The sequence below is a fragment of the Coleofasciculus sp. F4-SAH-05 genome (assembly GCF_040222985.1).
GTDB lineage: Bacteria > Cyanobacteriota > Cyanobacteriia > Cyanobacteriales > Coleofasciculaceae > Coleofasciculus > Coleofasciculus chthonoplastes.
The window spans coordinates 24,464-49,281 of record NZ_JAVKBY010000255.1 but is presented as its reverse complement, the minus strand read 5'-3'; the positions used below and the strand labels follow the sequence as shown (position 1 = coordinate 49,281).

The 24,818-nt window shown below is 45.8% G+C and carries 18 protein-coding genes and 7 tRNA genes; 12 read left to right on the top strand and 13 right to left on the bottom strand.

Features of this window, described 5'->3' with window-relative positions; translation table 11 throughout:
- Positions 1-19: 19 nt before the first annotated feature.
- From sufB to RIG27_RS31375, 10 genes are all read left to right on the top strand, one after another.
- On the top strand, positions 20-1,459 hold the full coding sequence (sufB, locus tag RIG27_RS31420; protein WP_446340064.1) for a Fe-S cluster assembly protein SufB: 1,440 nt from the start codon (positions 20-22) through the stop codon (positions 1,457-1,459).
- A 205-nt stretch (positions 1,460-1,664) separates the two neighbouring features.
- Positions 1,665-2,453: a Fe-S cluster assembly ATPase SufC gene (gene sufC, locus RIG27_RS31415; protein WP_446350998.1), complete on the top strand. Its 789-nt coding sequence runs from the start codon at positions 1,665-1,667 to the stop codon at positions 2,451-2,453.
- Positions 2,453-3,811 carry a Fe-S cluster assembly protein SufD gene (gene sufD / locus RIG27_RS31410; protein WP_446350997.1) on the top strand — a complete coding sequence of 453 codons (1,359 nt, stop codon included), beginning with the start codon at positions 2,453-2,455 and terminating at the stop codon, positions 3,809-3,811. Before sufC ends, sufD begins: the two co-directional genes overlap by 1 nt.
- Before the next feature lie 395 nt (positions 3,812-4,206).
- The gene (locus RIG27_RS31405; RefSeq protein ID WP_446350996.1) at positions 4,207-5,469 is read left to right on the top strand and encodes a SufS family cysteine desulfurase; all 1,263 of its coding nucleotides are present in this window, start codon (positions 4,207-4,209) and stop codon (positions 5,467-5,469) included.
- A gap of 148 nt (positions 5,470-5,617) precedes the next feature.
- A complete protein-coding gene (locus RIG27_RS31400) occupies positions 5,618-6,247 on the top strand; it encodes a Uma2 family endonuclease (protein WP_446350995.1) in 630 nt (209 codons plus the stop codon).
- Between the two features lie 144 nt (positions 6,248-6,391).
- Entirely contained in the window at positions 6,392-6,607 is a 216-nt protein-coding gene (locus tag RIG27_RS31395; RefSeq protein ID WP_446350994.1) for a hypothetical protein, read from the top strand.
- A gap of 274 nt (positions 6,608-6,881) precedes the next feature.
- A complete protein-coding gene (gene bioF, locus RIG27_RS31390; protein ID WP_446350993.1) occupies positions 6,882-8,051 on the top strand; it encodes an 8-amino-7-oxononanoate synthase in 1,170 nt (389 codons plus the stop codon).
- Positions 8,052-8,640: 589 nt separating this feature from the next.
- Entirely contained in the window at positions 8,641-9,153 is a 513-nt protein-coding gene (locus tag RIG27_RS31385; RefSeq protein WP_446350992.1) for an NfeD family protein, read from the top strand.
- 40 nt (positions 9,154-9,193) lie between these two features.
- Complete coding sequence (locus RIG27_RS31380) at positions 9,194-9,679, top strand: NfeD family protein (RefSeq protein WP_446350991.1); 486 nt, start codon at positions 9,194-9,196, stop codon at positions 9,677-9,679.
- A gap of 101 nt (positions 9,680-9,780) precedes the next feature.
- Positions 9,781-10,722: an SPFH domain-containing protein gene (locus RIG27_RS31375; RefSeq protein WP_446350990.1), complete on the top strand. Its 942-nt coding sequence runs from the start codon at positions 9,781-9,783 to the stop codon at positions 10,720-10,722.
- Positions 10,723-10,994: 272 nt separating this feature from the next.
- Here the strand turns inward: RIG27_RS31375 and RIG27_RS31370 are convergent, their stop codons facing one another.
- Both RIG27_RS31370 and RIG27_RS31365 read right to left on the bottom strand, forming a co-directional pair.
- Positions 10,995-11,375 (bottom strand): type II toxin-antitoxin system VapC family toxin, encoded by a 381-nt coding sequence (locus tag RIG27_RS31370; protein ID WP_446350989.1) that lies wholly within the window; start codon positions 11,373-11,375, stop codon positions 10,995-10,997.
- Positions 11,372-11,590 (bottom strand): hypothetical protein, encoded by a 219-nt coding sequence (locus RIG27_RS31365; protein ID WP_446350988.1) that lies wholly within the window; start codon positions 11,588-11,590, stop codon positions 11,372-11,374. Before RIG27_RS31365 ends, RIG27_RS31370 begins: the two co-directional genes overlap by 4 nt.
- A 1,093-nt stretch (positions 11,591-12,683) precedes the next feature.
- On the opposite strand from RIG27_RS31365, the gene RIG27_RS31360 reads away from it, so the two are divergent.
- On the top strand, positions 12,684-16,730 hold the full coding sequence (locus RIG27_RS31360; protein ID WP_446350987.1) for a DUF2157 domain-containing protein: 4,047 nt from the start codon (positions 12,684-12,686) through the stop codon (positions 16,728-16,730).
- Positions 16,731-17,121: 391 nt separating this feature from the next.
- On the opposite strand, the gene RIG27_RS31355 is transcribed toward RIG27_RS31360, so the two are convergent.
- Positions 17,122-17,751, bottom strand: coding sequence for a hypothetical protein (locus RIG27_RS31355; protein WP_446350986.1), 630 nt, complete (start codon positions 17,749-17,751; stop codon positions 17,122-17,124).
- 378 nt (positions 17,752-18,129) lie between these two features.
- Here RIG27_RS31355 and RIG27_RS31350 point away from each other — a divergent pair, with 378 nt between their 5' ends.
- Positions 18,130-18,735, top strand: a complete 606-nt coding sequence (locus RIG27_RS31350) for a macro domain-containing protein (protein WP_446350985.1) — start codon at positions 18,130-18,132, stop codon at positions 18,733-18,735.
- Between the two features lie 156 nt (positions 18,736-18,891).
- Here the strand turns inward: RIG27_RS31350 and RIG27_RS31345 are convergent.
- From RIG27_RS31345 to RIG27_RS31300, 10 genes are all read right to left on the bottom strand, one after another.
- Positions 18,892-18,966, bottom strand: a tRNA-Thr gene (locus tag RIG27_RS31345).
- 4 nt (positions 18,967-18,970) lie between these two features.
- Positions 18,971-19,046: transfer RNA gene (locus tag RIG27_RS31340), tRNA-Met, on the bottom strand.
- A gap of 89 nt (positions 19,047-19,135) precedes the next feature.
- Positions 19,136-19,209 (bottom strand) — tRNA-Phe (locus RIG27_RS31335).
- 11 nt (positions 19,210-19,220) lie between these two features.
- Positions 19,221-19,294, bottom strand: a tRNA-Trp gene (locus RIG27_RS31330).
- A gap of 67 nt (positions 19,295-19,361) precedes the next feature.
- Positions 19,362-19,433, bottom strand: a tRNA-Glu gene (locus tag RIG27_RS31325).
- 7 nt (positions 19,434-19,440) lie between these two features.
- A tRNA-Ile gene (locus RIG27_RS31320) sits at positions 19,441-19,513 on the bottom strand.
- 10 nt (positions 19,514-19,523) lie between these two features.
- Positions 19,524-19,618, bottom strand: a tRNA-Lys gene (locus RIG27_RS31315).
- A gap of 268 nt (positions 19,619-19,886) precedes the next feature.
- Positions 19,887-20,621, bottom strand: coding sequence for a hypothetical protein (locus tag RIG27_RS31310; protein ID WP_446350984.1), 735 nt, complete (start codon positions 20,619-20,621; stop codon positions 19,887-19,889).
- Between the two features lie 147 nt (positions 20,622-20,768).
- Positions 20,769-22,658, bottom strand: coding sequence for a S8 family peptidase (locus RIG27_RS31305; RefSeq protein ID WP_446350983.1), 1,890 nt, complete (start codon positions 22,656-22,658; stop codon positions 20,769-20,771).
- 394 nt (positions 22,659-23,052) lie between these two features.
- Positions 23,053-24,783 (bottom strand): iron uptake porin, encoded by a 1,731-nt coding sequence (locus RIG27_RS31300; protein WP_446350982.1) that lies wholly within the window; start codon positions 24,781-24,783, stop codon positions 23,053-23,055.
- Between the last annotated feature and the right edge of the window lie 35 nt (positions 24,784-24,818).

Here is a 24,818-nt window from a genome sequence, read left to right as displayed (position 1 = left end):
AGAGAGAATACACAAGCGAATGACTGCTACTGTTAAAAAATTAGTCAACCAGCCCTACAAGTACGGCTTTGTCACCGATATCGAAGCCGATACCATTCCCCGTGGCTTGAATGAAGACGTAGTCCGCCTGATCTCTGCCAAGAAGAACGAACCGGAGTTCATGCTGGAGTTTCGTCTCAAAGCCTATCGCCAATGGTTGAAGATGGAGGAACCGACGTGGTCTCACGTTAACTATCCGCCCATCAACTATCAGGATATCATTTACTACTCCGCCCCGAAAAAGAAAACGGAAAAGCTGAACAGCCTAGAGGACGTTGATCCCGCCCTGCTGGAAACCTTTGAAAAACTGGGGATTCCCCTATCTGAACAGAAGCGACTGTCTAACGTCGCTGTAGATGCGATTTTCGATAGCGTTTCCGTCGCCACCACATTTAAAGAAAAATTAGCTGAATCTGGCGTTATCTTCTGTTCCATCTCCGAAGCGCTGCAAGAACACCCAGAATTAGTACAGAAATATCTGGGTAGTGTGGTTCCCGTCGGCGATAATTACTTTGCTGCTCTGAACTCGGCGGTGTTTAGTGACGGTTCCTTTGTGTTTATTCCCAAAGGCGTCAAATGTCCCATGGAATTGTCTACCTATTTCCGGATTAATGCTGGGGACACGGGACAGTTTGAGCGCACCTTGATTGTCGCTGAAGAAGGGAGTTCGGTGAGTTACTTAGAAGGGTGTACCGCCCCCATGTACGACACCAACCAACTCCACGCCGCCGTTGTCGAACTCGTCACGCTAGATAACGCCGATATTAAATATTCCACCGTACAAAACTGGTTTGCAGGGGATGAAAAGGGTAAAGGTGGAATTTATAACTTTGTCACCAAGCGCGGTTTGTGCAAAGGGGTTAACTCCAAGATTTCCTGGACGCAGGTAGAAACGGGTTCAGCGATTACCTGGAAATATCCCAGTTGTGTTCTAGTCGGAGATAACTCAGTCGGTGAGTTTTACTCCGTGGCGTTAACCAATAATATGCAGCAAGCCGACACGGGAACCAAAATGGTGCATATTGGCAAAAATACCCGTAGCACGATTATTTCTAAAGGGATTTCCGCTGGCAATTCTAAGAATAGCTATCGGGGTTTAGTGAAAGTGAGTCCGAAAGCAAAAGGGGCGCGGAATTATTCCCAGTGTGATTCCATGTTGATTGGGGATACTGCTGAGGCAAATACGTTCCCTTATATTCAAGTTGAAAATAACCTGGCGAAGGTTGAACACGAAGCCTCAACCTCGAAAATTGGCGAGGATCAGCTTTTCTACTTTACCCAACGCGGAATCTCCGAAGAAGACGCGGTTTCCATGATTGTCAGTGGGTTCTGTCAGGATGTTTTCAACGAACTGCCGATGGAATTTGCCGCTGAAGCCGATAAATTGTTGAGTCTGAAATTAGAAGGAGCCGTGGGTTAGGGATTGGAGAAGTACCATGGCGCGTCTTTCACAATTATCGTTTGAAATGGTGCGTTACGCTTGAAATGGTGCGTTACGCTCCGCTAACGCACCCTACGCACCCTACATCCGCCCCGATTGTAGAGACGTAGTATGATACGTCTGGAACATCCCATCCCATCCCATCTCATCTATCAGAATTGGCAAAACCCTGTAGTAACGAGCAATGATTAGAGAAAATAGCGACGTAATTTTATCCGTCCGCAATTTGACGGCAACGGTTGAAGGACAACAAATCCTCAAAGGCTTAAACCTGGAGGTGAAGGCGGGAGAAATTCACGCCATTATGGGACAAAATGGCTCCGGCAAAAGTACCTTTTCTAAGCTGTTAGCCGGACATCCTGCCTATGAAGTTACAGGGGGCGAGATCACCTTTCTAGGACAAAATCTGCTGGAACTCGAACCCGAAGAACGAGCATTAGCTGGCGTATTTTTGGCATTTCAGTATCCCTTAGAAATTCCTGGTGTCAGCAATTTAGACTTCTTGCGCGTCGCCTATAATTCCCGCCGTAAGCATCAGGGATTAGAGGAAATTGATACGTTTGACTTTGAGGATTTGATAGAAGAAAAGCTGGAAATTGTCAAGATGAATCCCAGCTTTTTAGAACGGAGTTTAAATGAAGGCTTCTCTGGCGGTGAGAAGAAGCGGAATGAGATTCTGCAAATGGCGCTGTTAGAACCTAAACTGGCAATTCTCGATGAAACGGATTCCGGTTTGGATATTGACGCACTGAAGATTGTCGCTAATGGGGTGAGTCAGTTGGCAACTTCCGACAATGCCATGATTTTGATTACCCACTACCAACGGATGCTCAATTATATTGAACCGGATTATGTCCATGTCATGGCAGGAGGGCGCATCCTCAAAACCGGGGGTAAGGAATTGGCATTAGAATTAGAATCCCGTGGTTATGACTGGGTAATAGAAGAAGCGGCGGCTGAGGTGATTGCCTAATGAGTATACAACTATCTGCAAAACCGGAAATTTCCTATTTAAAGGCGTTATTAGACCAATGTCGCCAAGATGAACCCTTTGTTGGAGGACCATTAAACGCCACTATCGGGCAACTGCGGGATCAAGCGGCGGCGATTGTGGAAGAATTAGCGATTCCTACCCGTCGAGATGAAGAATGGCGGTTTACGGATTTGTCACCGTTATTGGCGGTGAATTTCCAAGGGGTTGAGGCGTTTTTTGAACAGTTCCTGCAACACTTAGACCTAACCTCCCTCATCCTACCTGAAACCCCAGATAGTCGATTAGTCTTCGTCAATGGAGTATATGCACCAAATTTATCATCGGTGCATGGATTACCCGAAGGCGTATATGTGGGGAATTTGGCGGGTTTACCTGCGGCATATCAGGGACGAATCCCCAATTATCTAGGCAAGCAACAAGGGGCGTCGGATGTCTTCACCGCCCTAAATACATCGGGACTCACGGATGCGGCGGTGGTGTGGATACCCAAAAACAAAGTAGTTGAAACACCGATTCATCTGCTGTTTATTTCCACCACTAACGACGTACCTGTCATTTGCCAACCGCGCTGTCTAGTGGTTGCTGAAGCGGGTTCGGTGGTGAATCTGATTGAACATTACGCAGCGAATGTAGAAGGATGTCCTGATATTCCGGTAAATCGTCCTTATTTCAATAACCAAGTGACGGAGATTTGGATTGAGGATGACGCCCAGGTTATCCATACCCGGAATCAGCGAGAAGCGATTGATGGGTTCCACATTGGTAAAACAGCCGTCACCCAAGCCCGGAATAGCCGCTATACCTGTAACGCGATTAGTTTAGGGGCGAGACTATCCCGACATAATCTAGAAATCGTGCAAACCGGTGAGGCGACTGAAACCACACTGAAGGGTTTAACCATGATTGGTGGGGAACAGGTAGCCGATACCCACAGTGCGGTGCTACTGAATCATCCTCATGGCATGACCAACCAGTTGCACAAATGTATCATAGATGACCGGGCGCACGGCGTCTTCAATGGTAAGGTTTTCGTGCCGCAAGCGGCTCAATTTACTAATGCGGCTCAATTGAATCGCAATTTATTGCTTTCAGCTAAAGCCCGTGTGAATACCAAACCGCAATTGGAAATTACGGCAGACCAAGTAAAATGTTCTCACGGTGCGACAGTGAGTCAATTAGACTCGGAGGATGTGTTCTATTTACGAAGTCGGGGACTTAATGAAACCAATGCCCGGAATCTGTTAATTGATGCCTTTGTCGCGGAGATTCTCCAGCGAATCTCGGTGGACTCACTACGGCAAAGACTGTCCCAATGTGCGATGTGTAGAACAATTTAGGGAATGGGGGAGATAGGGAAGATAGGGAAGATAGGGAAGATAGGGGAAATTGTGTAGGGGCGGGTTTCACTACATTGGTGTCAACTTAAGCTCAACCCCTCTCCCGTGCAAAAAAAGCTCCCGCATCCGCTGTCATCCCCCCTCTTGTAGGGGGGAACGAGGGGGGTAGGGGGAAGGGGGGTCCGGAGTTGGGGTTAGGGGATGAGGGGAAATGTCAAGCAGTAAATAGACACAGCTTAAAACCTTGCCAGCATTGGTTTTTTACCTTAAGTTGACACGGATGGTTTCACTACTATCTTTTTGGTTACACCCAGATGTAAATAAACCCGCCCCGACTAAATGACAGATGACAAATGACAAAGGACAAATGACAAAGGACAAATGACAAAGGACAAATGACCATTACCCAAGAAAAAACCCTAGCTGCTATCGTCCGTTCTGACTTTCCCATTTTGCAGGAGAAAGTTCACGATAAACCGTTAATTTATCTTGACAGTGCTGCCACCTCTCAGAAGCCGTTGGCGGTGCTTAATGCGCTGCAAAACTACTATGAAAGGGACAATGCCAACGTCCACCGAGGCGCTCATGCGCTGAGTGTCCGCGCCACAGAAGCGTATGAGTCAGCGCGGGATAAGGTGGCGGCGTTTATAAATGCGGCGTCGCGGAATGAGATTGTGTTTACCCGAAATGCCTCAGAAGCGATTAACTTGGTGGCGTATAGCTGGGGATTAAATACGTTGCAGCCAGGGGATGAAATCATTCTCTCGGTGATGGAACATCACAGCAATATTGTTCCTTGGCAAATCATTGCTCAGAAGACGGGGGCGGTGTTGAAGTATGTGGAACTGACGGAAACTCAGGAGTTTGATTTAGAACAGTTCAAGTCTCTGATTTCTGAGCAGACAAAGTTAGTTGGTGTTGTCCATGTCTCGAATACGTTGGGATGTATTAACCCAGTTGAAGAGATTTGTGCGATCGCACATAAATATGGCGCTAAGGTATTGATTGATGCTTGCCAATCTGTCCCCCATACACCCATTGATGTGCAGGCGATGGGTTGTGACTGGTTAGTCGCATCAGGTCACAAAATGTGTGCGCCGACTGGGATTGGTTTTTTGTATGGCAAGTTAAACGTGCTGCTGGAAATGCCGCCGTTTATGGGTGGGGGTGAGATGATTTCCGAAGTCTTTCTCGACTATTCCACCTACGCCGAATTGCCCCACAAATTTGAAGCCGGAACCCCTGCGATTGGGGAAGCGATCGCGCTGGGTGCGGCGGTAGACTATTTAATGGGGATTGGTATGGATAAAATCCATGCTTATGAGGAGGAATTGACGGCGTATCTGTTTCAGCAGTTACGGGATGTTCCTGATTTGACCCTGTATGGTCCTCAACCGACTGCAGAGGGGAAAGGAAGGGCTGCTTTGGTATCCTTTAATGTGGAGGGATTGGCGGCGAGTGATGTGTCTACGTTATTGGACCATGAAGGGGTGGCGATTCGTTCGGGTCATCATTGTACGCAACCGTTGCATCGTATTTTAGAGGTAACGGGTTCGGCGCGGGCGAGTTTGTATTTTTACAATACGCGGGAAGAGATTGACGTGTTTGTTCAGGCTTTGAAAGAGACGATTGATTTTTTTAAAAGCGTTATGGAGTAGAGTTGTGGGGTGGGTATTGCCCACCCTACGGTTTTTGGTTGTTAGGGATTTATATTTTTTTAACGCAGAGGAACGCAGAGGTAAGCGCAGAGGGACGCAGAGGTTTTTTGGGAGAATAGGTTAGTGCTATTCAATTGAGATTATAGATATGTTGATAAGCTCAACTCTAGCTGAACAACGAACTGTTCTGGACAATATTAGTTGGCAAACTTTTGAGGCGTTATTGGTAGAAACGGGTGAAGACAGGGGGTATCGGTTTGCTTATGACGGCGGCACGTTGGAAATTATGACGCCTCGTTTTGACCATGAGAATCCTAAGGCTAATTTGGGTAATTTTATTGTTGCATTAGCTGAAGAGTTAGATATTGAGATTAAAAGCGCTGGTTCGACAACACTGAAACGAGAAATAGTTAAGCGGGGGATAGAACCAGATAATTGTTATTATATCCAAAATGAGCCTGCTGTTCGAGGTCGGCAAGACATTGATTTAGAAATTGATCCGCCGCCTGATTTAGCGATTGAAATTGATATTACCAGCAGTTCTGTGGATAAGTTGGGGATTTACTCGGCGCTAGGTGTCCCTGAAATTTGGCGGTATAATGGACAAGTTTTGCGATTTTATCAATGGGTAGAAGGACACTATGTTGAGTATGAATCTAGTTTGGCTTTTCCTTTGGTATCTGTGAGTGCAATGAGCCGATTTATTCAGCAGAGTAAAACAATGGGTGAAATTGCACTGTTGAAAGCGTTTCGCGCTTGGGTGAGAGAAAATTTATAAATCAAGTATGAAATACAGTTGTGGTACCGCTAAAATAGCTAAAATATTGGAATAAGCTTTCACGCATTTAAATTGGGTATTAGTAGCGAGCAAGATGCTCGCACTACAAGGATTTCTTCTTTATAACCGTAGGAGTTATCAGCGATGGGTATTGAGAATAGAAGATGGAAAGGATTATTCGCTCCCACTGAAGTTGTTGAACTCAAACAGATGTGTCTAACCCCTGGACAGATGTTTCAACCAGGAAAATATAAGGCTGAAGATTTACCAGAAATTGCCTTTGAAATGGGTTTGGTTGAGAGTGTGACAAATGGGGAAACTCAACAGGATAAAGTTGATCCGGCTACTGAAAACGAGTAAGCGAAGACGCATTTAAATTGTGTGTTACCTGTTGCCTGTTCCCTAATCTCAACCTTATGTGGAATGTCACGATCCTTAAGGCTGGTGGGCAATGCCCACCCTACTGGCGTGACGGAAAACGAGTAAGCTAAGACGCATTTAAATTGGGAATGATAGCGAGCAAGATGCTCGCACTACAAGCAAGGATTTCGTAATTTTTTACATTAGGCTTTAAATGCCGAACAGTTTGTTTTCTGTTGCCTGTTCCCTAATCTCAACCGTTAACTTTCTACTTATGACAACCAATCCTTATGCTTGGTTAGAAGACTCTCTTTCTACTATCCACAAAGCTAACTGGTATCGTTCAGTGCAAACGCTGCACAATCGCCCCGGTGCGGTGGTAAAACTGGAAGGGCAAGAAGTCATTAATTTTGCTAGTAATGATTATTTAGGATTGGCGGGAGATGAACGTTTAATTCAAGCCGCGATTATAGCAACTCAGCACTATGGTACAGGTAGCACTGGTTCTCGGTTACTTAGTGGACATCGGGAATTGCATCGAGAATTGGAAAGTGCGATCGCATCCCTGAAACAAACCGAAGATGCATTGGTGTTTAGTTCGGGTTATCTGGCGAATTTAGGTGCGATCGCGGCTTTAGTCGGGAAGCGAGATCTGATTCTGGCAGATCAATATAATCACTCTAGTCTCAAGAATGGGGCAATTTTAAGTGGTGCAACGGTAATCAACTATAGCCATAGGAATATGGAAGACTTAAAGCGTCAACTGGTTCACCATCGCCCCAATCACCGTCGTTGTCTTATCACCACCGATAGCGTTTTTAGTATGGATGGGGATTTATGTCCGTTGCCAGACATTCTATTACTCGCTGATCAATTTAGCAGCATGGTATTAGTAGATGAAGCCCACGCCACGGGTGTTTTAGGCGTTACAGGTGCAGGCGGTGTAGAACATTTTGGCTGTACAGAACACCCCTTAATTCAAATGGGAACATTGAGTAAAGCATTGGGGAGTTTGGGGGGATATATTGCGGGTTCAGCGACTCTAATTGATTTCTTGAGAAATCGCGCCCCTAGCTGGATTTATACCACCGGATTATCTCCGGCTGATACGGCGGCGGCATTAACGGCGATTGAAATTGTCCAAACAGAACCGCAACGTCGCGATCGACTGTGGCAGAATGTAGAAATGCTCAAGTCTTTGATTCAGCAAAAGTTACCGGAGCTGAATCTATTGCCCTCTGAATCTCCGATTCTGTGCCTTCAATTTCCCAATGTTAAAGATGTTTTGAACATGGCACAACGGCTAAAAACGGTAGGTATTTTTGCCCCAGCGATTCGTCCTCCCACGGTTCCCACCAGTCGGATTCGCATTTCGGTTATGGCAACTCATGAAGCGACTCACTTTCAGTTATTAGTACAATCACTGCTGCGGGGATTGGCTTAATGATATAACATTTTACGGTAAGTCTAGAACCCTGATTCGGGGCGGGTTTAGTTACATCTGGGTGTAACCCAAAAGGTGGTCGTGAAACCCGCCCCTACAGAATTTTATCCATTGTTAATTTGTGAATGTATTACCCTCAATGCTTAGTGTTATATTATTCATACTCAGCATTTTCTGGTTCAAATTTAACCTTGTTATACGCATCAGTTAAAGAAATTTCAAAATCGAGTGAGGAGAACGAGATCGCCTCATCTGATTCGTCATATTCGCGTAATGACCATTGTTTAGTGTCTGTCTTAGAAAAATGTTCGACATATCGTTTAGTTTGATCCAGGGGTAAAGGTGCGTTACGCTACGCTAACGCACCCTACGAGTCTTTACCTCCTTAACGGTTAAATAATGACAAATGACAAATGACGTAGCTTGCTTCTCGCTTGCGCGAGTATGACATAGGACAAATGACTCAGAAGTCGATGAGAAGTCGATAAGAACTCGAACAACTCCATCACGAACTCAAATCACCACCGGATTTAATAGAAATTAGCAAGAGAAAACCCTTGCAATTAACTGAGTTCACGAGGACATTCATGTGTTATCCCAAGTTTTGGCACAGGCGACGACTCAATCAACCTTTCGGATTACTCCCCCTATATTTTGGCTGATTACAGGTGTTCTACTTTGCCTAGTTGAATTCTTTATCCCCAAATCTTGGGCGAAGCGATTCCGGTTTATTGCCCTAATGATGGGTGTAGGTGCGCTACTTGTCTCATTTATTGTATGGCAGGGCGCGATCGCACTGGGGTTTGAGTGGCAATTCCTGATGTATGACGGCTTTAGTTTGCAGGTGATGTATTGGATGGGATTATCCTTTGCATTTGCCATCTGGTTGCGCCCGATATTGATTCGGCGTCCTAAATATACTATCCCAGAGGCAACTCAAGCCCAGGTGTTAACCGAGATCTTACCGGGAGAAACGGGACGAGTCATGTATGAGGGTTCCTCTTGGCAAGCCTGTTGTGCCGATCCGCATCTTGCGATCGCACCTAACCAAACGGTTTATGTGTTGCGGCGAGAGGATAATACCTTGATTGTCATGCCATGAGTTAATCCTTCCTCGTTTGTCCTTTATAGAAGGTAAGCGTATGCTAAATTATCGCGCGATCGCTATATTGAATCCTCATCCATCCTGGTTCTGGTTTTTTAGCGGTATTGTTCTTTGTCTGCTGGAGTTGTTTCTGCCGAAAGTATTAATTCCTAAATTCCGGCTTGTGCCGCTGTCCATGGGACTTGTTGCGCTAATATTAGGCTTAAAACTGTTTAGATTACACTATGTTTTGGCGTTTAAATGGCAAGTCGCTTACTGGATGTTACTATCTACTTCCTCGGTTATCTGGATACGTCCAATGCTGCTGAAGCGGAAAAAATTTAAAGTTCCAGAAGCAACGGAAGCCAAAACATTAACGGAAATTTCACCAGGAGAAACCGGACGAGTTCTCTATGAAGGTAGTTCTTGGGCAGGGCGTTGTCAAGAACGGCACATGAGTATTCCTGCCAATCAAACCGTTTATGTTATCGGACAAGAAGATAACACATTAATTGTTTTGCCGGAACATTTATTTCGAGCATAATGGGTTCTTTCTCCGCAATATTCGCAAACCATCAAGCCAGTAACATTTAATGGCTAATCGATTCACATTCAATCAAATTGTCTTTCAACAGGAGAATTAAAATGTATCAGTGGTTATTTATGGCATTTATCGCATTAACCGGGACAACTTTAGCCGGGAGCGTCAAAATCATTAAGCAGGGAGAAGAGGCGTTAGTTGAAACCCTGGGTCGATATGATGGTAAAAAACTGGAACCCGGTTTAAACTTTGTCATTCCTTTTCTCGATCAGATTGCCTGTCAGCAAACGATTCGGGAACAAGTGTTAGAGATTCCACCGCAAAATTGCATTACCCGTGATAATGTTTCGATTAGTGTGGATGCTGTGGTATATTGGCGGGTCATTAATTTAGAAAAATCCTATTACAAAGTTCAGAATCTGAAAGCCGCCATGGTGAATTTAGTTTTAACTCAAATTCGCTCAGAAATGGGGAAACTTGAACTGAACCAAACCTTTACCGCCCGCACTGAAGTGAATGAGATGCTATTGCGGGAATTAGATATTGCCACAGCACCGTGGGGAGTCAAGGTAACACGGGTAGAATTGCGGGATATTGTGCCATCTAAAACCGTGCAAGGGGCAATGGAATTACAGATGTCAGCCGAACGGAAAAAACAGGCGGCAATTCTCACATCAGAAGGAGAACGAGAAGCAGTGGTTAATAGTGCCAGAGGGGAAGCTGAGGCACAAATCATTGAGGCAGAAGCGCGTCAACGAGCCGCTATTTTAGAGGCGGAAGCGCAACAAAAGCAGCAAGTTCTCAAGGCGCAAGGGACAGCCGCCGCGATGGATATTCTTGGCAAAAAGTTAAACGCCTATCCCTCATCAGCCCAAGCACTACAGTTTTTATTGGCACAAAACTATTTGGATATGGGGATAAAAATTGGTAGTAGTAACAGCAGCAAGATCATGTTTATGGACCCGCGCACGATTCCAGCGACGTTAGATGGGATTGGTTCGATAATAACAGAGGAGAGTAATGGAGAGTTAAGTAAGTTGGCTTAGAATTAATTTCATCGGGTGCGTTACGCTTCGCTAACGCACCTAAAATGCTGATTTGTTGTCGTCCTCACCAGAAACCGGGGTTCTAGGAATCTGATCTGCGTAAAGTACGGAGTTTAGTCAGTTTTGAATGTATGCGATCGCGTATTTCTGGATGTAGAAACCTACTCCAATTTTCTGTTTTTTGCGTGTCGTTTGTGTCGGCTAATCTATTGAAAACAATAAACGCAGTCTGATTGAATAAGTAACTCAGAAAAGCCCAGATGGTGTTCGACTTACACCAATTTTACATTGTACAGTTTGAAGCGATTATCATTTGTGATGATCATATAATCTTCGGCTTTCGCTTGAGCGATAATCAAGCGGTCAAAAGGATCTTGATGATGAAAGGGCAAATGCTGCAATATTTCGTAATGACTAAACTTAGCGTCTAAAATTTGAAACTGATTATTTATTAGAAAAATTTTCAACTCAGACAATGAAATCGACAAAGACAACTTGCCAATACTAATCTTAATGGTCATTTCCCACAAACTCGCTTGACTGACATAAATGGAATTAGCAGGATTACCGATTAAGTCTTGTGCCTGCTTAGAAAGGTTAGTGTTCCCTTCAACAAACCAAATTAAGATATGAGTATCAATTAAATAGTTCATGGTAGCATATAGTCTTCAAAACCCGGAGGTGTTGCATCAAAATCATCTGCCACATAACTAAAAATACCTTTGCCACAACCAAATTGGCGAGGCTTAGTAGGGACTATATTTTCCGCTGAATTTTCTTTGATAGTCTGGATCTCATTTAAAAGTTGAACATCTTGCAATAATAAAATCCACTGAATTAGTTCTAGTTTGAGAGATTCTATCTTCATGGTTTTTACAGATATAAGTTTTTTGAATTAAACTACGCGCTAGTAAGATGAGGCACTAGCACATCTAAATTTATTTATAATGCGAGGGTTTTGAAAGGGAATAGTGGATATAGCGGTAAATATATTGATATCGATATCAGGAGTTTCCAAGAATATACTTTTCGACTTGCAAACTCGCCTGATCAATTGCGTTGATAATTGCATCAATATCATTTTTTTGCTGCTCTAATGGTGCAATTTGTCTAACTAATGCACTACGCTCAGCATCACGATTAGCGGTTTGAACCGTCCGTATCCGTAGGGTTTTTCACGGGTGCTATAAAAATAGACTGGCATACTGGCAATTGGTATTTTTGTACTATTTTAGTCTAAGATGAATGGCACTGACTGGTATGCTGGTGGGCAATGCCCACCCTACGATATATCAAAGTTTCGTCGCTCCAAAAATGCTTATTGAGCGTGCCATTGAGTCTAAGAGCCTGTAATTGTGCGATCGCCCTCGCGTGCAAGTTACCAGAGCGTTGTATTGTGCGCCTTCTCAGTTACTAGGGGAACTCCGCCGATGAGTTATTACACACTCTTTAAAGGGTGGCTACCTCTAAGCCAACCTATCGGGTTCTTCGCACTCCCCGTTCTCTCTCCGCCCACTGTTAATAGAACAGCGTTACTCTTCCTCTCGTACTAAGTATGTAGGCTCTGAGACGTCAGGGCACGCAAGGCGCGATCGCAATCCGGTTCATAAGTAATAATTTATACCTTATACGTCAATTCTAGGGGGAGGTTTAGCCACAATTGTAGGGGCGGGTTTAGGGACAATCGTAGGGGCGGGTTTAGGGACTCAATTCAGATATTCACCAATAACGGAACAACAAAACCCGCCCTCCTCACCACTAACGGAACAACAAAACCCGCCCTCCTCACCACTAACGGAACAACAAAACCCGCCCTCCTCACTGAAAAACAAAACTAGCCCTGATTCATAAATTATCAACTGGAAAATCTGATGCTAGGATTAATTAATCTGTTTGTAGTAAGCGCTTCAGCGCTTCTTCTGGCACGAAGCGTGCCTACTACGAACGAACTCCCGAAAACTATGTCCTCGCCACGCTCTCTGAGAATTGAACTCACTGTTTCTGCCTCCAATCCCAAGTTACTCGAAGGTTTAGAAACCTGGTTGCGCTTGGGTTTAATCAGTGATGCCCAAGTTAAACAATTCGGTCGAATCTATTTATCTTGTCGCCTCCCTCAACCAGCAATTGCGCCGCTTCCCTCTCGCCCCCAATCCCGGAAGGTGGAAACCAAGGTAGAGGAACCCGTTCCTATTCCTACTGTGTCGCCCCTATCCCGCATCTGGCAGTCATGGCAAGAGGAACTGAGTGTACGCTGGCTGCTGTTTCTGGGTGTCTTTCTGGTTGTTGTCTCCTCCGGTGTCCTCGCCGCGACTCAATGGCAGAATTTTCCGCCAGCGGGACAGTATGGTGTGTTATGGACATATACCATTGTCTTTTGGGGAATTAGCCTGTGGGCGGGAAAACGTTCTAATTTAAAATTAACCTCTCAAACCTTACAACTGATTGCCTTACTTTTAGTCCCAGTGAATTTTTGGGCAATGGATGGTTTTGGGTTAGGGCGTCATCCCTGGGAATGGATAGTTGTTGGTATTGCGGCGTTAAGTTTAACGGGAATTACGGTTATCAATCCGTCTATCCAAACCAACTCATTCCGGCTTACCTCCCACGCTTCTCTAGTTTTATGGTTAAGTTATCTACACTGGGGTTGGAATTGGTCACAGGTTCCATTAGTCGCTGTTTATTTAGGCGTCATCGGAACTGCGATGTTTCTCCCCTCTGCCGCTTCAACCCCTCGCGCTTCTCCATCTGTGCCGAATAATGCACCCACGGGTAGTTTAGTGGTCATTTATGCCCTCACGGTGTTATTAGGACGGGCAATTTTCGTGATCAATGTGCCAATTACCCAACTCGGTTTGGCGATGGGAATCTGTGGTTGGTTGTTGGCGCGACAGGGAAAGCCTTCAGCCGACGCGCGTGAGTCTGTTTCCTCCTTTAGCACAAAAGTCTGGGATGGAATTGGCGGGGGATTACTGTTGATCGGTTGGTTGGTTTCGGTAGGAGAAGAAATTCCTTGGCAAGCCACGGCGGTTAGTGGGTTGGCGATTGGGTTTTTCGCCCAGCGCTTACAGTATTTTCGGCGGCGTCTGGATTTAGCTGCCATTTTTTTGATTGGCTTGCAAACGCTGTTTTTACTATGGCGATTAATCCCTGCGGCGGTACAAGAACAGGTAATCAGTTTCCTCTCTCAACAGTTTGGTTCAAACGTGGAAGCTTGGTGGGGTATCGCCCTATTTCCCTACATTATTCTGTGGGTGGGTTTGACCGATTGGCTATATCGGAAGTCGAACCCTAAATTAGCCCGGTTTGGGGAAGGACTTACATTAGGATTAGGTGTGATGTTAACGGTAATCAGTACCCTAAATCCGACGACGCGATCGCTCAATCTGTTACTCTCCACTGTCACCCTTGCTATTGTTACTCATCGCCGCCCTCCGCTGCGGGTGCCTCTGGTTTATCTCACCCACATTACTGGATTATTAACCCTCTGTTCGTTTATCGATGGATGGTTTCCAACTCTCAGCGAACCCCTCTGGGCAAGTTTATTGTTAGCGTTAATGGTGGCAGAATGGAGTCTGAGCATAAGGCAGGAACCTTTCAGAAGGCAGGAGGCAGTGGTTCGACAGGCTCACCAACCGGGCAGGAGGCAGGAGGTTTCCAGAAGGCAGGAAGGGCAAACGGTAGCAGCAAATCCTCCGTTTTCTGTCCCCAAACAGAGTTGGTATCTAAGTTGTTGGCACATTGGTTTTGTCCTCGCTGGCATCAGTTATGTGTTACTGGCTGGGGAAAGTGTTACCTATTTGATTCCCTTTCCCACGCACCCTTCGACTTCGCTCAGGGTTAACCCTTGGGGACTTTTATGGTTACTCACCCCATTAACCTTAACTGGAGTTGCCAGTCTTACTCAGCGATCGCGGCGCATTCAGGCAGTTTCGTGGAGTGCGATCGCGTTATTTCTAGTACAAGGGCTAACCCTAGCCTCACCGCAGAGTCGGCTGATTGGCTTAGGGGTAGCCACAGTGGTAATGTTCCTGAATAGTCGCTATTTGCGCCAAACGGTAACCGCCGTCATTACGATTGGTTTTGCCCTCAGCTTTTTTGCTGCATGGCTGTGGCAAGGAATTCCCGGATTACCCGCCCTATCTGTCGCCGATTGGTATTTGGTTGGTGCGATCGCAAGTTTCGGATTGTGGCTGCTACGGGCTAGCTTAATTCCCCAATCTGGCGATTTAGCCGCCTTGTACGCCCAAGCCTCAGATAGATGGGCAATTGCCCTGTCTTCTACAGAATTAGGATTCCTAACGCTGCACAGTACCCAGAGTTACGTCGAACTCATTTCATCCAGTTGGCATTACCTAGCCGCATCAGTGTTAATGAGCGGTGCGATTTGGTTTCGCTGTTGGCGATCATTTACACAGTTTGGTGTCTATGGCATCAGTTGGGCAATCGAATTAGCGATCGCGGATACGATTCTGTTACGAAATGGTTCATCCTTAACCTTAGCCACCGCCAACATTATCCTGGCACTTGTGATACTATTCCTCACCGATTGGTGGTTTGCCAGTTTAGAGGGGGATACAGAGGAACCTGTAGAGACGCGCCATGGCGCGTCTGGCGCATCTAGGGATGCACTGGAGATTTTACCCTTAATTTATGCCCTAATTGGCGTTAGTTTACGTTGGACGTATTTCACCCCTTATACCGGGTTACTCACCCTCGGTGCAGCATTAACCGGTATAGGCGTAGGGCGTCGCCGTCTTCCCTGGAAAGGGATCACCTATCTTTCCCTAGCAGGTATTTCCATTGCTTGGTATGAATTGGTAATTTACCAGATGATGCAAGCCGATGGCGGAAATCCGGCAGATGGCTTTACTATTCTAGGAGGTGTAGCGGCTGCGATCGCGGTTATTTATCGAGTGTTGGCTTGGTTTTGGCAATCGCGCGATCGTTCCACCCTTCTCAACCTCAGTATCACTGAAATTAAAATCACCGCCCACATTCATTGGGCAATTGCCAGTTTGCTGATGGTGTTAACGGCGGGAATGTCTGTGGGAACAACACCAAATCTGAGAACCATCGGACTTGCCATCAGTTGGATACTGGCTATTTATGCGTTATTACAGGGGCGTATAAGACAAAAACGCCAGTTATCTCCCTCATCTCCCCCATCTCCCAGACGCGCCATGGCACGTCTCTACATGGCTGCTAACCTCTGGATATACGCCGGATTAACCGAAGTCGCCGCCACAGGTGTTTATGCGCGTTTGACATGGACACAGTTGAGTATATTTGACCCTTGGAGAGGGGTAATGGCTTGTTTATTCGCGATCGCGCTTTTTCAACTGCCTTGGCGACGATGGGGATGGAATGATAAACCTTGGCAACATTACGCCATTATCTCTCCTTTACTAACGGTTTGCCTCAATTATCAAACCCTATCTTCCATCAATTTACTAGCCGTTGCCGGATTTTATACCTGGGTTGCCAACCGCCAGTCTAATTTACGCTGGACATATTTGAGTCTATTTTTTGTTGATTGGGCAATCTGGCGGGTTTTGGTTAATCAACAGATCACTGAACCGTTGTGGTATGCCGCCCTCATTGGCGGATCTTGCCTCTACATTGCCCAAATTGATCCAGTATTAAGACTTCCCCGACAACGACAAACTCGTCATTATCTCCGCTTACTGGGTAGTAGCATCATTTGTTTAACCGCGTTCTTTTTCCATCAAGAGACGGGACTGATTCCGGGAATCATTAGCCTAATTGCCATATTTACTGGATTAGGACTGCGAATTCGAGCATTTTTAATGGTTGGCACTGCAACATTTGTGCTAACGGTATTTTACCAGTTAGTTGTGTTAAGTTTTCGCTATCCCTTTTCCAAATGGGTCATTAGCTTAATCGCTGGCATCATTTTTATTAGCATTGCCGCTAACTTTGAACAGCGACGGGAGCAAATTCTGGGAATTTTCCAAAACTGGGCGAACCAGTGGCGAGAATGGGAATAAGGATTTCGTCATTTGTCATTTGTCATTTGTCATATTCGTGAAGCACTAAGCCAGCTAGGTCATTGGCTTTATTCAGTGAGTATTCAACCAGACATAATATGAAATGCTGACCACTCAGCCAGGTGGGAACCTCAAGGTTTTATGGAACCTACAACCAACGCCCTGGATTTAATCGAGGGTTAACCTTTATGGTTTGAGAGTTAACTATCTAACCTTTAACGATTGAAGTTTAAGCGTTAAGCGTTGAGCGTTAAGCTTTGAGGTAAATAGTGGATGGAGTTGGGTGCTAATCCAACAACTCATTGCTTGACTAGCAACAGCTCTACGCATTTGAGCTCTCCATCCTAAAATCCATAAATTTAGAGATTTTCGAGTGACCAGCAATTCTATTTTAGTCGGGAATCTCAATCATTGTCCGAGCATTGCTAATTGACAGTACTCGGTCAACCGTTGATTTAAACTCTTCGACAAACGCTTGTCGTCTCTCAATCTCTTCTGCCAGATTAGTGGGATCGAGCAGTTCGACACCTTCTCGTTCTAAGAAACTATCCGCCAGAGATTGATATTTTTCAGATGCCGCATTTTTACCCAACACCTCCTTCGCTAACTTATCGAGTCGATCTTTTACCCGTGTTTGAGCGGCTTTGTACTCATTCTGAGTGCGAGTATACGCCGACATCATCGTGTGAAAAACTGCCTCATAGTACATGATGAAATTCTTCATCTCGATGGCTTCAGCTACTGTCATTTCTTGACCCGCGACGGAAACCATGGTGGAGGCATTCGACAAAACAACGGCTCGTTTAATGGTGCGTCGTCTGTCAATTAAAGCATCAACTCGTTGTAAAGCTGCGCGTGCTTTAGAGGCATGGTCTTCTCTTGATTTATAGCCTGTTGGCACTTTGCCGACTTCCACAACAGCAATTAACGTATTATTATCTAAATTGCCTCGTGCCGAATCAATCCGTTTTTCCAACAGCGTCAACTCTGCCAAAGCATCAGTTACCGTCATCGTAGTCATTTCTACACCTCCTTTTCTATAAAAATTATGGATAAACAGGTGGCAAGATTAGCACGGGCAAAACGGCTTAATTCAACACCTGTATTCAAAATATATATTGGTTAAGGTGCGTTACGCTACGCTAACACACCCTACAGATAGGGTCTTTGCGTAAGTCCTAAGAGTCTGTCATTCTGAGTCCTGAGCGAAGCGAAGGAACTGAAGCGGAGTGAAGAATCTCACCAGATACTTCGCTCAGGACTCTGTGAACCATAACAAAAGCTCAGTTTGTGACCGCGAACAGTATATTTTCATAACCGCCAATAACCACTCCAGTACATTGACACTCCCCTTAGTTTGCCCCTAAAATAGCGTTCTAAGCGGAGGTCAGTTCACAACTTGAAGTTAATACTTGTAGCTCCCAGTTCACAACTGTTTGCAGCGTTTCAACAGTATTTCAGCTATTTACCCAACGTGGAAATTGTCAATGACTATTTCCAGTGGTTGTCGGAATTTGACTGTTTAGTCAGCCCTGCCAATTCATTTGGCCTGATGGATGGGGGTATGGATGCAGAAATTGTGCGGTTTTTTGGTCATTCTCTGATGACAAAAGTGCAGCAGCACATCCTGGAAGAATTCCTGGGTGAACAGCCTGTTGGCACCTCATTCATCGTGGAAACCGGTCATCCAAAACATCCTTTTTTAGCTCATACACCCACCATGCGAGTACCCATGTCTATTGCTGGCACGGATATCCCATACATAGCAATGTGGGCAATGCTTTTAGCCGTTCGACGACACAATCAAAATGCCACCCGAAAAATAGATAAAATTGCCTGTCCTGGGTTAGGCACAGGAATAGGGCGAATTCCCTATCACGAAGCGGCTAGACAGATGGCAGTTGCTTATGACAACTTTTTACATCCACCCAAGTTTCTCAATTGTATCGTTGCGGCTGAACGACAACTTCAGATTTGGGAAAGCGAACGTTCAAACTTTGCCTGATACCGAGTTGCGTTCTATCATGTCTAGGACGAGCGAAGCGAAGAATCTGGACAGATGCTTCGCTACTGTTCCTTCGCTTCGCTCAGGACTTCACTCAGCATGACAAATTCTACCTTAGACTGCAACTTGGTATGAGTCGCGAGTTGGTGTGTACTTTGGAGCAGGTGGCGAGAGTCGAACTCGCATCAGAAGGATACGACGCTTCTATGTTAGCCATTACACCACACCTGCATTTTGGTGGCGGGGGCAGGAGTTGCACCTGCTGATATCCAGGTTATGAGCCTAGCAAGCCACTCTTGCTTCATCCCCGCGTATCACCAATACCCCTGACTGGACTCGAACCTACAACCCCCGCGTTAACAGCGCGTCGCTCTACCATTGAGCTATAGGGCAATGCCAGTCCCCCAGGTCAGTATTGAACTGACGACCTCTTGCTTTTCAGGCAAGCGCTCTACCCAACTGAGCTACCAGGGGAAATGATTGATTGGCGCAGGGACTGAGATTTGAACTCAGATCATCGGTTTTGGAGACCGAGATGTTGCCGTTACACTATCCCTACATTCGATGGGTTGCCCCATGCTTCCTTAGCAGGGAAGTGCTTTCACCAATTCAGCCACCTCTCCAGATAGCCCCAAGGAGACTTGAACTCCTCTTTCTGCCTTGAGGGGGCAGCGTCCTAACCACTAGACGATGAGGCTGGAGCAGTAGGAGTAGCAGGAATTGAACCTGCGACTGGCACCTTATGAGGGTGCTGTTCTGCCGACTGAGCTATACTCCCAAAAATTGAGTGGGAGCAGCAGGACTTGTTCGCGAAGCGTTCTCGAAGAGTACCCGCAACCAGACGGTTAAAAGCCGCCTGCTCTGCCAGTTGAGCTACGCCCCCACATTAGTGAAAAAATGTGTTACATATTCAGTTTTCAAGGTTCGGCATGAGCGCTTGGAGTCAAGCTGTTTGGCTCTTTTACCTTCGCTCTTAAATATATACTACAAATATACTACAAAACTGTCAAGGGTTTGGGCGAAAGAATTTTTGGACTTGACTCAAAACCTTATAGAGAGGACAATACAAGCGCGATCGCACAACCCATGCCCCAACGAAAAAGCCCGGAACGATTCCGGGCAACTAACAGGGATTTTTTCTGGGTTATGCATCAATTGGGCAGAGGTTGTACGGGACAATCCTTTCCACAATACACTTCGACAAAACGAATCGTCGCCGTATCCTTATACTCCTTCGTCTGGTTAAACTCCTTTTGCGGTGAGGGATAGACCCCAGCCAAACTATCATCATTTGCAGCACCAAGCCGAAACGTTATGTCAGGAGACGGGTGTTGGGCAAACTTGACGTATTCCCGCGACTCATTAACAGTGTTATAGGTCAGAGTCGCCTCTCCGTAAACCTCTTCTGCTTGCTTGAGGGGGGTTCCAGATCCAACACCGTCAGCCGTTTGATAATTGGGATTGTCTGTAACTAGCGCCTCAATGATGTCGTCATCACTCATCGGTATTCCCGCCGGATACAAGATGTAGTATTGGGGTTTACCTTCTTGAACGATCGCGATCGCATCAAAATCGACCATAAAGGTTGACATCACCTGAAACTCAGCTTGATCTGCCAGCAATTCTTTCAGTTCAACCAGCGTCATCCCAACTTGTGCTACTCCAATCCCCTTTGTAGAGATCCGTTGGGTTTGAACCGATTGAGTTGATTCAGGAGGATCAACCGTGGGACTTTCGCCAGGTGAGGTGTCAGGGGATGATGGCTGCGCCGATGGTGCATCTTGAGAAGACACAGGAGATGTATCTGTCGGGTTTGGAGAGTTATTCTCGCAACTGACGAGTAGGCAAAAAATAAACGTGATTAGAGGGATTTTTAGTTGGCGCATGATTGACCCCGTTTTAACTCCAATGGCACGCTCCAGTCAGCATTGTGATCTTATGGGCTTTTGTGTTTCTCTAATATTTTCCCCACACCCCACACCCCATACCCCACACCCAGCCGACCTTTGACGCGAGCGTGTCACCCCCACAAGTCAATCAGCCTTCTTCCCTAATAATCGAACACCTATCCCCACAGCATTGAATACCAGCAAACCTAACACCGAACCCGGTTCGGGAACAGTAGCGGCTACAGCGCGATCGGCTTGAATTAAACCGAAACCACTGTCAAAGTCAAAACCAGGACTTTCCATATCCAGAGCAGTTGTTTCCAATATACGATAAATTTCACTTGGACTCGTATCCGGCGCAGCGTCCAACATTAAAGCCGCCACAGCTGCCGCATGGGGAGCAGCCGCCGACGTACCAAAGAAGTTGGGAAACCCATCACCTTCGGGATCTCTAGGATCTAAGAAAGGAGGTGGAAAAAAGGTTGTATTCGTTCCATCAGCCGCAATAATCTCTGGCTTCAAGCGAATCTCCGGATTTGCCAAGCGATTACCCGCCCTATCAAACAGAATCGGCGTGGGTCCTGCTGAGGAAAATGGCTCCAATAAAGCTGGATCAACACCAAATTCGGGTGTATCTTGATAAAACGCCGCGCCAACAGTTTCTGCTCCCCTAGCATTAGGATGTCCAAACACCGTTCCACTGGCAGTATCGTACTCGTTCAGCGTACCCTCGCCAAACAAGATATACTTCATCAATCCAGGATCTAAACCCTCTACCTTTGATATCGCTAAGTTAAACCCATCTGTCCCTAATGAGCCATCATTGAAAAACGAGAAAAATTCAACCGCATCATTCCCCACATTGGGATTAACACTGCTCGCCAATATATTCGTTCCTGACTCATCAAACAGGAAAATATCCAGATCATTAAGAGAACCCGCACCACCGCTCACCGAAAAGAAGGGTGAATCCCACTGGAACGAGATGCCAAATCCGCTATTTTCAGGAATTGTCAAACTTTGGAAAATATCAACGCCTGCACCTGAATCAAAATCATGAAATTCACCGCCGACTAACTCCTCAAACAGATTACTGCCATTAAACGCACTTTCGTAAGACTGTCGAGCATCGTTACCCGCCGCCGAGAAATAGGAAACACCCTGAGCAACGACAGTATCAATGGCTTGAGCAATGACTCCATCCTGGAACATTGGCTCCGTGGGGTAAAAGATGTCATCGACAATAATATCCACACCTGCATCAGCGAGTGCCAAAATCCCTTGGGCAAAATCGGTTTCATTAAAAGCCGCCGTGTGAAACGCCAAATCTGCGCCTGGAGCCACATCATGGATCAGTTGCATCATGGCACGACCTTCATCGATACCAAAGATATCGTCACCTAAACTCCCGTCATTGGGTAGATCTTTGAGCACCTGAATACCCGATGGCAAATCTCCATTCGCCACATCCTCTGCGGCTGTACCAGAAAAATTAAAGCTATCCGATAAAACTCCAATCGTCACCCCGGTTCCATCTACACCAAACTGCTCACGCGCTATATCTGCACGTAAGGCGACATTAGCCTGACTGGTTGTTTTGCCGACATTGGTTATCGGTTTATAGGCGGGTTTAGCAAATTTCAAGCTTTCTAATTGTGCTACAGACGCGAGAGCATCAATCGGCAGCATCCCTGACACAAAGGAGCCAAATATCGAAGCATTTTGCAATCCTAATCCTTGTAAATCAGACAAGAGAGAATTGACGTCACTCGCGGCAACAGCATCAATGACTACGTTATTATTGTAGGTCTGCAATGAAAATGAGGCATTCTGCCCAGAATAATTGCCTCCATTAACAGCCATTGGCGCTAAATCAAACATTAGCTTACTCAGGGAGCCTTGTTTAATGGCGCTTGTTTCAATAGCGTTTCCTCCACTATTGAATGTGATTGCCTCGGCTCTATTGGGTAAATAGCTAATTGTTGCCGTGGCAATGATTGTAACTGATGCAGCGGTTTGAGCGAGACGTTTCATTTTTTCGTCCTGCCAATGAAATTATTATTTATCTATTTCTAGAATAAATCGTTTTAAAGTCAATATGTTATACATCTCTGTTACTTCATCAAAAATTCATTTTTTTACATCAATATAAATCCTTATTTACATGAAAATTTTGTAAAGGAAAAGGAGGTGCATGATGGCAGATTTTTCATTAAATTGTTATAATGTGTTAGTTATTTAAAAATTCCAGAGAAAACGTTACTGGTTGTTACTATGCCTCTCAGCAAGAGGAGGCGATTGAAATCGCGGCTACACAAACAAAGTCCGCCTGCGCGGACTAGGTTATAACGGGGGTAGCTAACCCGGATTTGGTATTAGGGTAACGCCAATACAATTTGGCTTAACCTTGAATGGGGCAAGATGTGAGTTAAAAGCTAAAGGTGGTGCGGATAGCCCCGATTACAATGTCCTCATTATCATTATCATGGTCAGGTGCAGTGAGCCAGATGATTCCCGGTGTAATGGCAATGTTATCGGTTAGCTGATACTGATAAAATGCCTCAATGTGCAGCGACGTATCATCATCCTCGGTACTGAATCCTGGAATATTAACGCTAGAATCAGTAACTTTCGGTTCCATCCCCACCAAAATTCCAGCGACACTCCCTTCTTTGCCTAAATCCGGGAAAGCTAAGCTAACCGCCCAATTCCAAATATCTAAGTCACCGCGATCAATTTGTCCATCCAGCGTCGAAAGGGTTGTGGTTTGGGTATAGCCTAGCCAACCGCCAAGGGCGAAGCGATCGCTTAATCGCCATGATAGTTCTACACCATAAGAATTGCTAGATGTGGGGACAGCATTACCGATCGCGTCTTCGGTAAAACTGCGAAAATTGGAGCGTCGGCTGCCAGTATCGGTGTCTTGATTGTAGGAATGGATATAGGTTAATCCAATATTCAGTCTATCGCTGGGCTTAAACAGGATCTGGGCAAGCGCCCCATAAGGACCATTGAATATGCCAGTATCATCTCCGGGATCAGCCGCCTCACTCGCTAAATAGCCGGCACTGAGTTCTAGCTTGTCACCGAATGCATGATTAATCCCGATACCTGCACCATCCAGATAATAATAGATGGAATGCCTTGTCCCAAAGCGAGACAGCGCCCCACTACCCCCATCACCATCCAGGAAGGGATTAACGGTACTGGCAAAGTCATCAGACGCACCCGCATTGGCATCAATGACAACACGGGTATTTTCACCGAGGGGAAAATCGTAGAGTAAAGCGTCTATCACAACATCACTATCCGTTGCTCCGGCAAAGAAAAGATCCCCTTCCGGTGTAATCGTCTGTTCTGTCAGAGAACCTAAACCTTCAGCTTGCAGTCGGGTTCTGAGTACATCTTCCCCGGTGAAACTGGTATTTAATTCTAGGCGGGTGCGATGACCAAAAATGGTTATATTATCGATATCATCTCCATTGGCATCCTCTCCCGCAGCCACGCCCGCTAAACCAAAGACGACTTCGCCGGATAGTTGGGTGGTTGTGGAAAACTGATTATCCTCTAAGAAGGCGACTCGTCCTTCTAAATTATCTACCCGCGCTCCCAGGGTGGCGAGTTCGGCTTCAAATTCCTGAATTAATCGTCGCAAGGTTTCTAAGTCACTTCCATCAACACCATTATTCCCTGCGATTAAGCGTTCGATTTGCTGCAAACAGGCATTTAACCCAGCGGCAAATTCATAACGAGTCATGGCACGGTTTCCTCGATAGGTGCCATCGGGATATCCTGCAATACAACCATAGCGTTCAACGAGCGATCGCAAGGCTTCATACGCCCAGTCTCCAGGCGATACATCCCGTAACTGAGAGACATTGGTTACTTGATCTAAAGCGTTTGTCTCGTTGCTGTAGTGGTTCAGTTGCTCCCAAATCTCATCGCTGGAATCGTCACTAAGATTAAGATGAGGACGTTGAGCGATCGGGGTTAGGGGCACAATGGTTTCATGGTTGGGATTGGCTGGAATGGCAAGGGGGGCGGTTGTTTGAAGCGAATCGACTTCAGTTGCGATCGCACCAACCCCCACACCAAGTATTGCTGCCAATATTGTCGGGCTAACTACTCCATAGTTCCACAGTAGACTGGATTGTTTCATGTCCTCACACCTATGACCTAATAGTTGGGAATTGA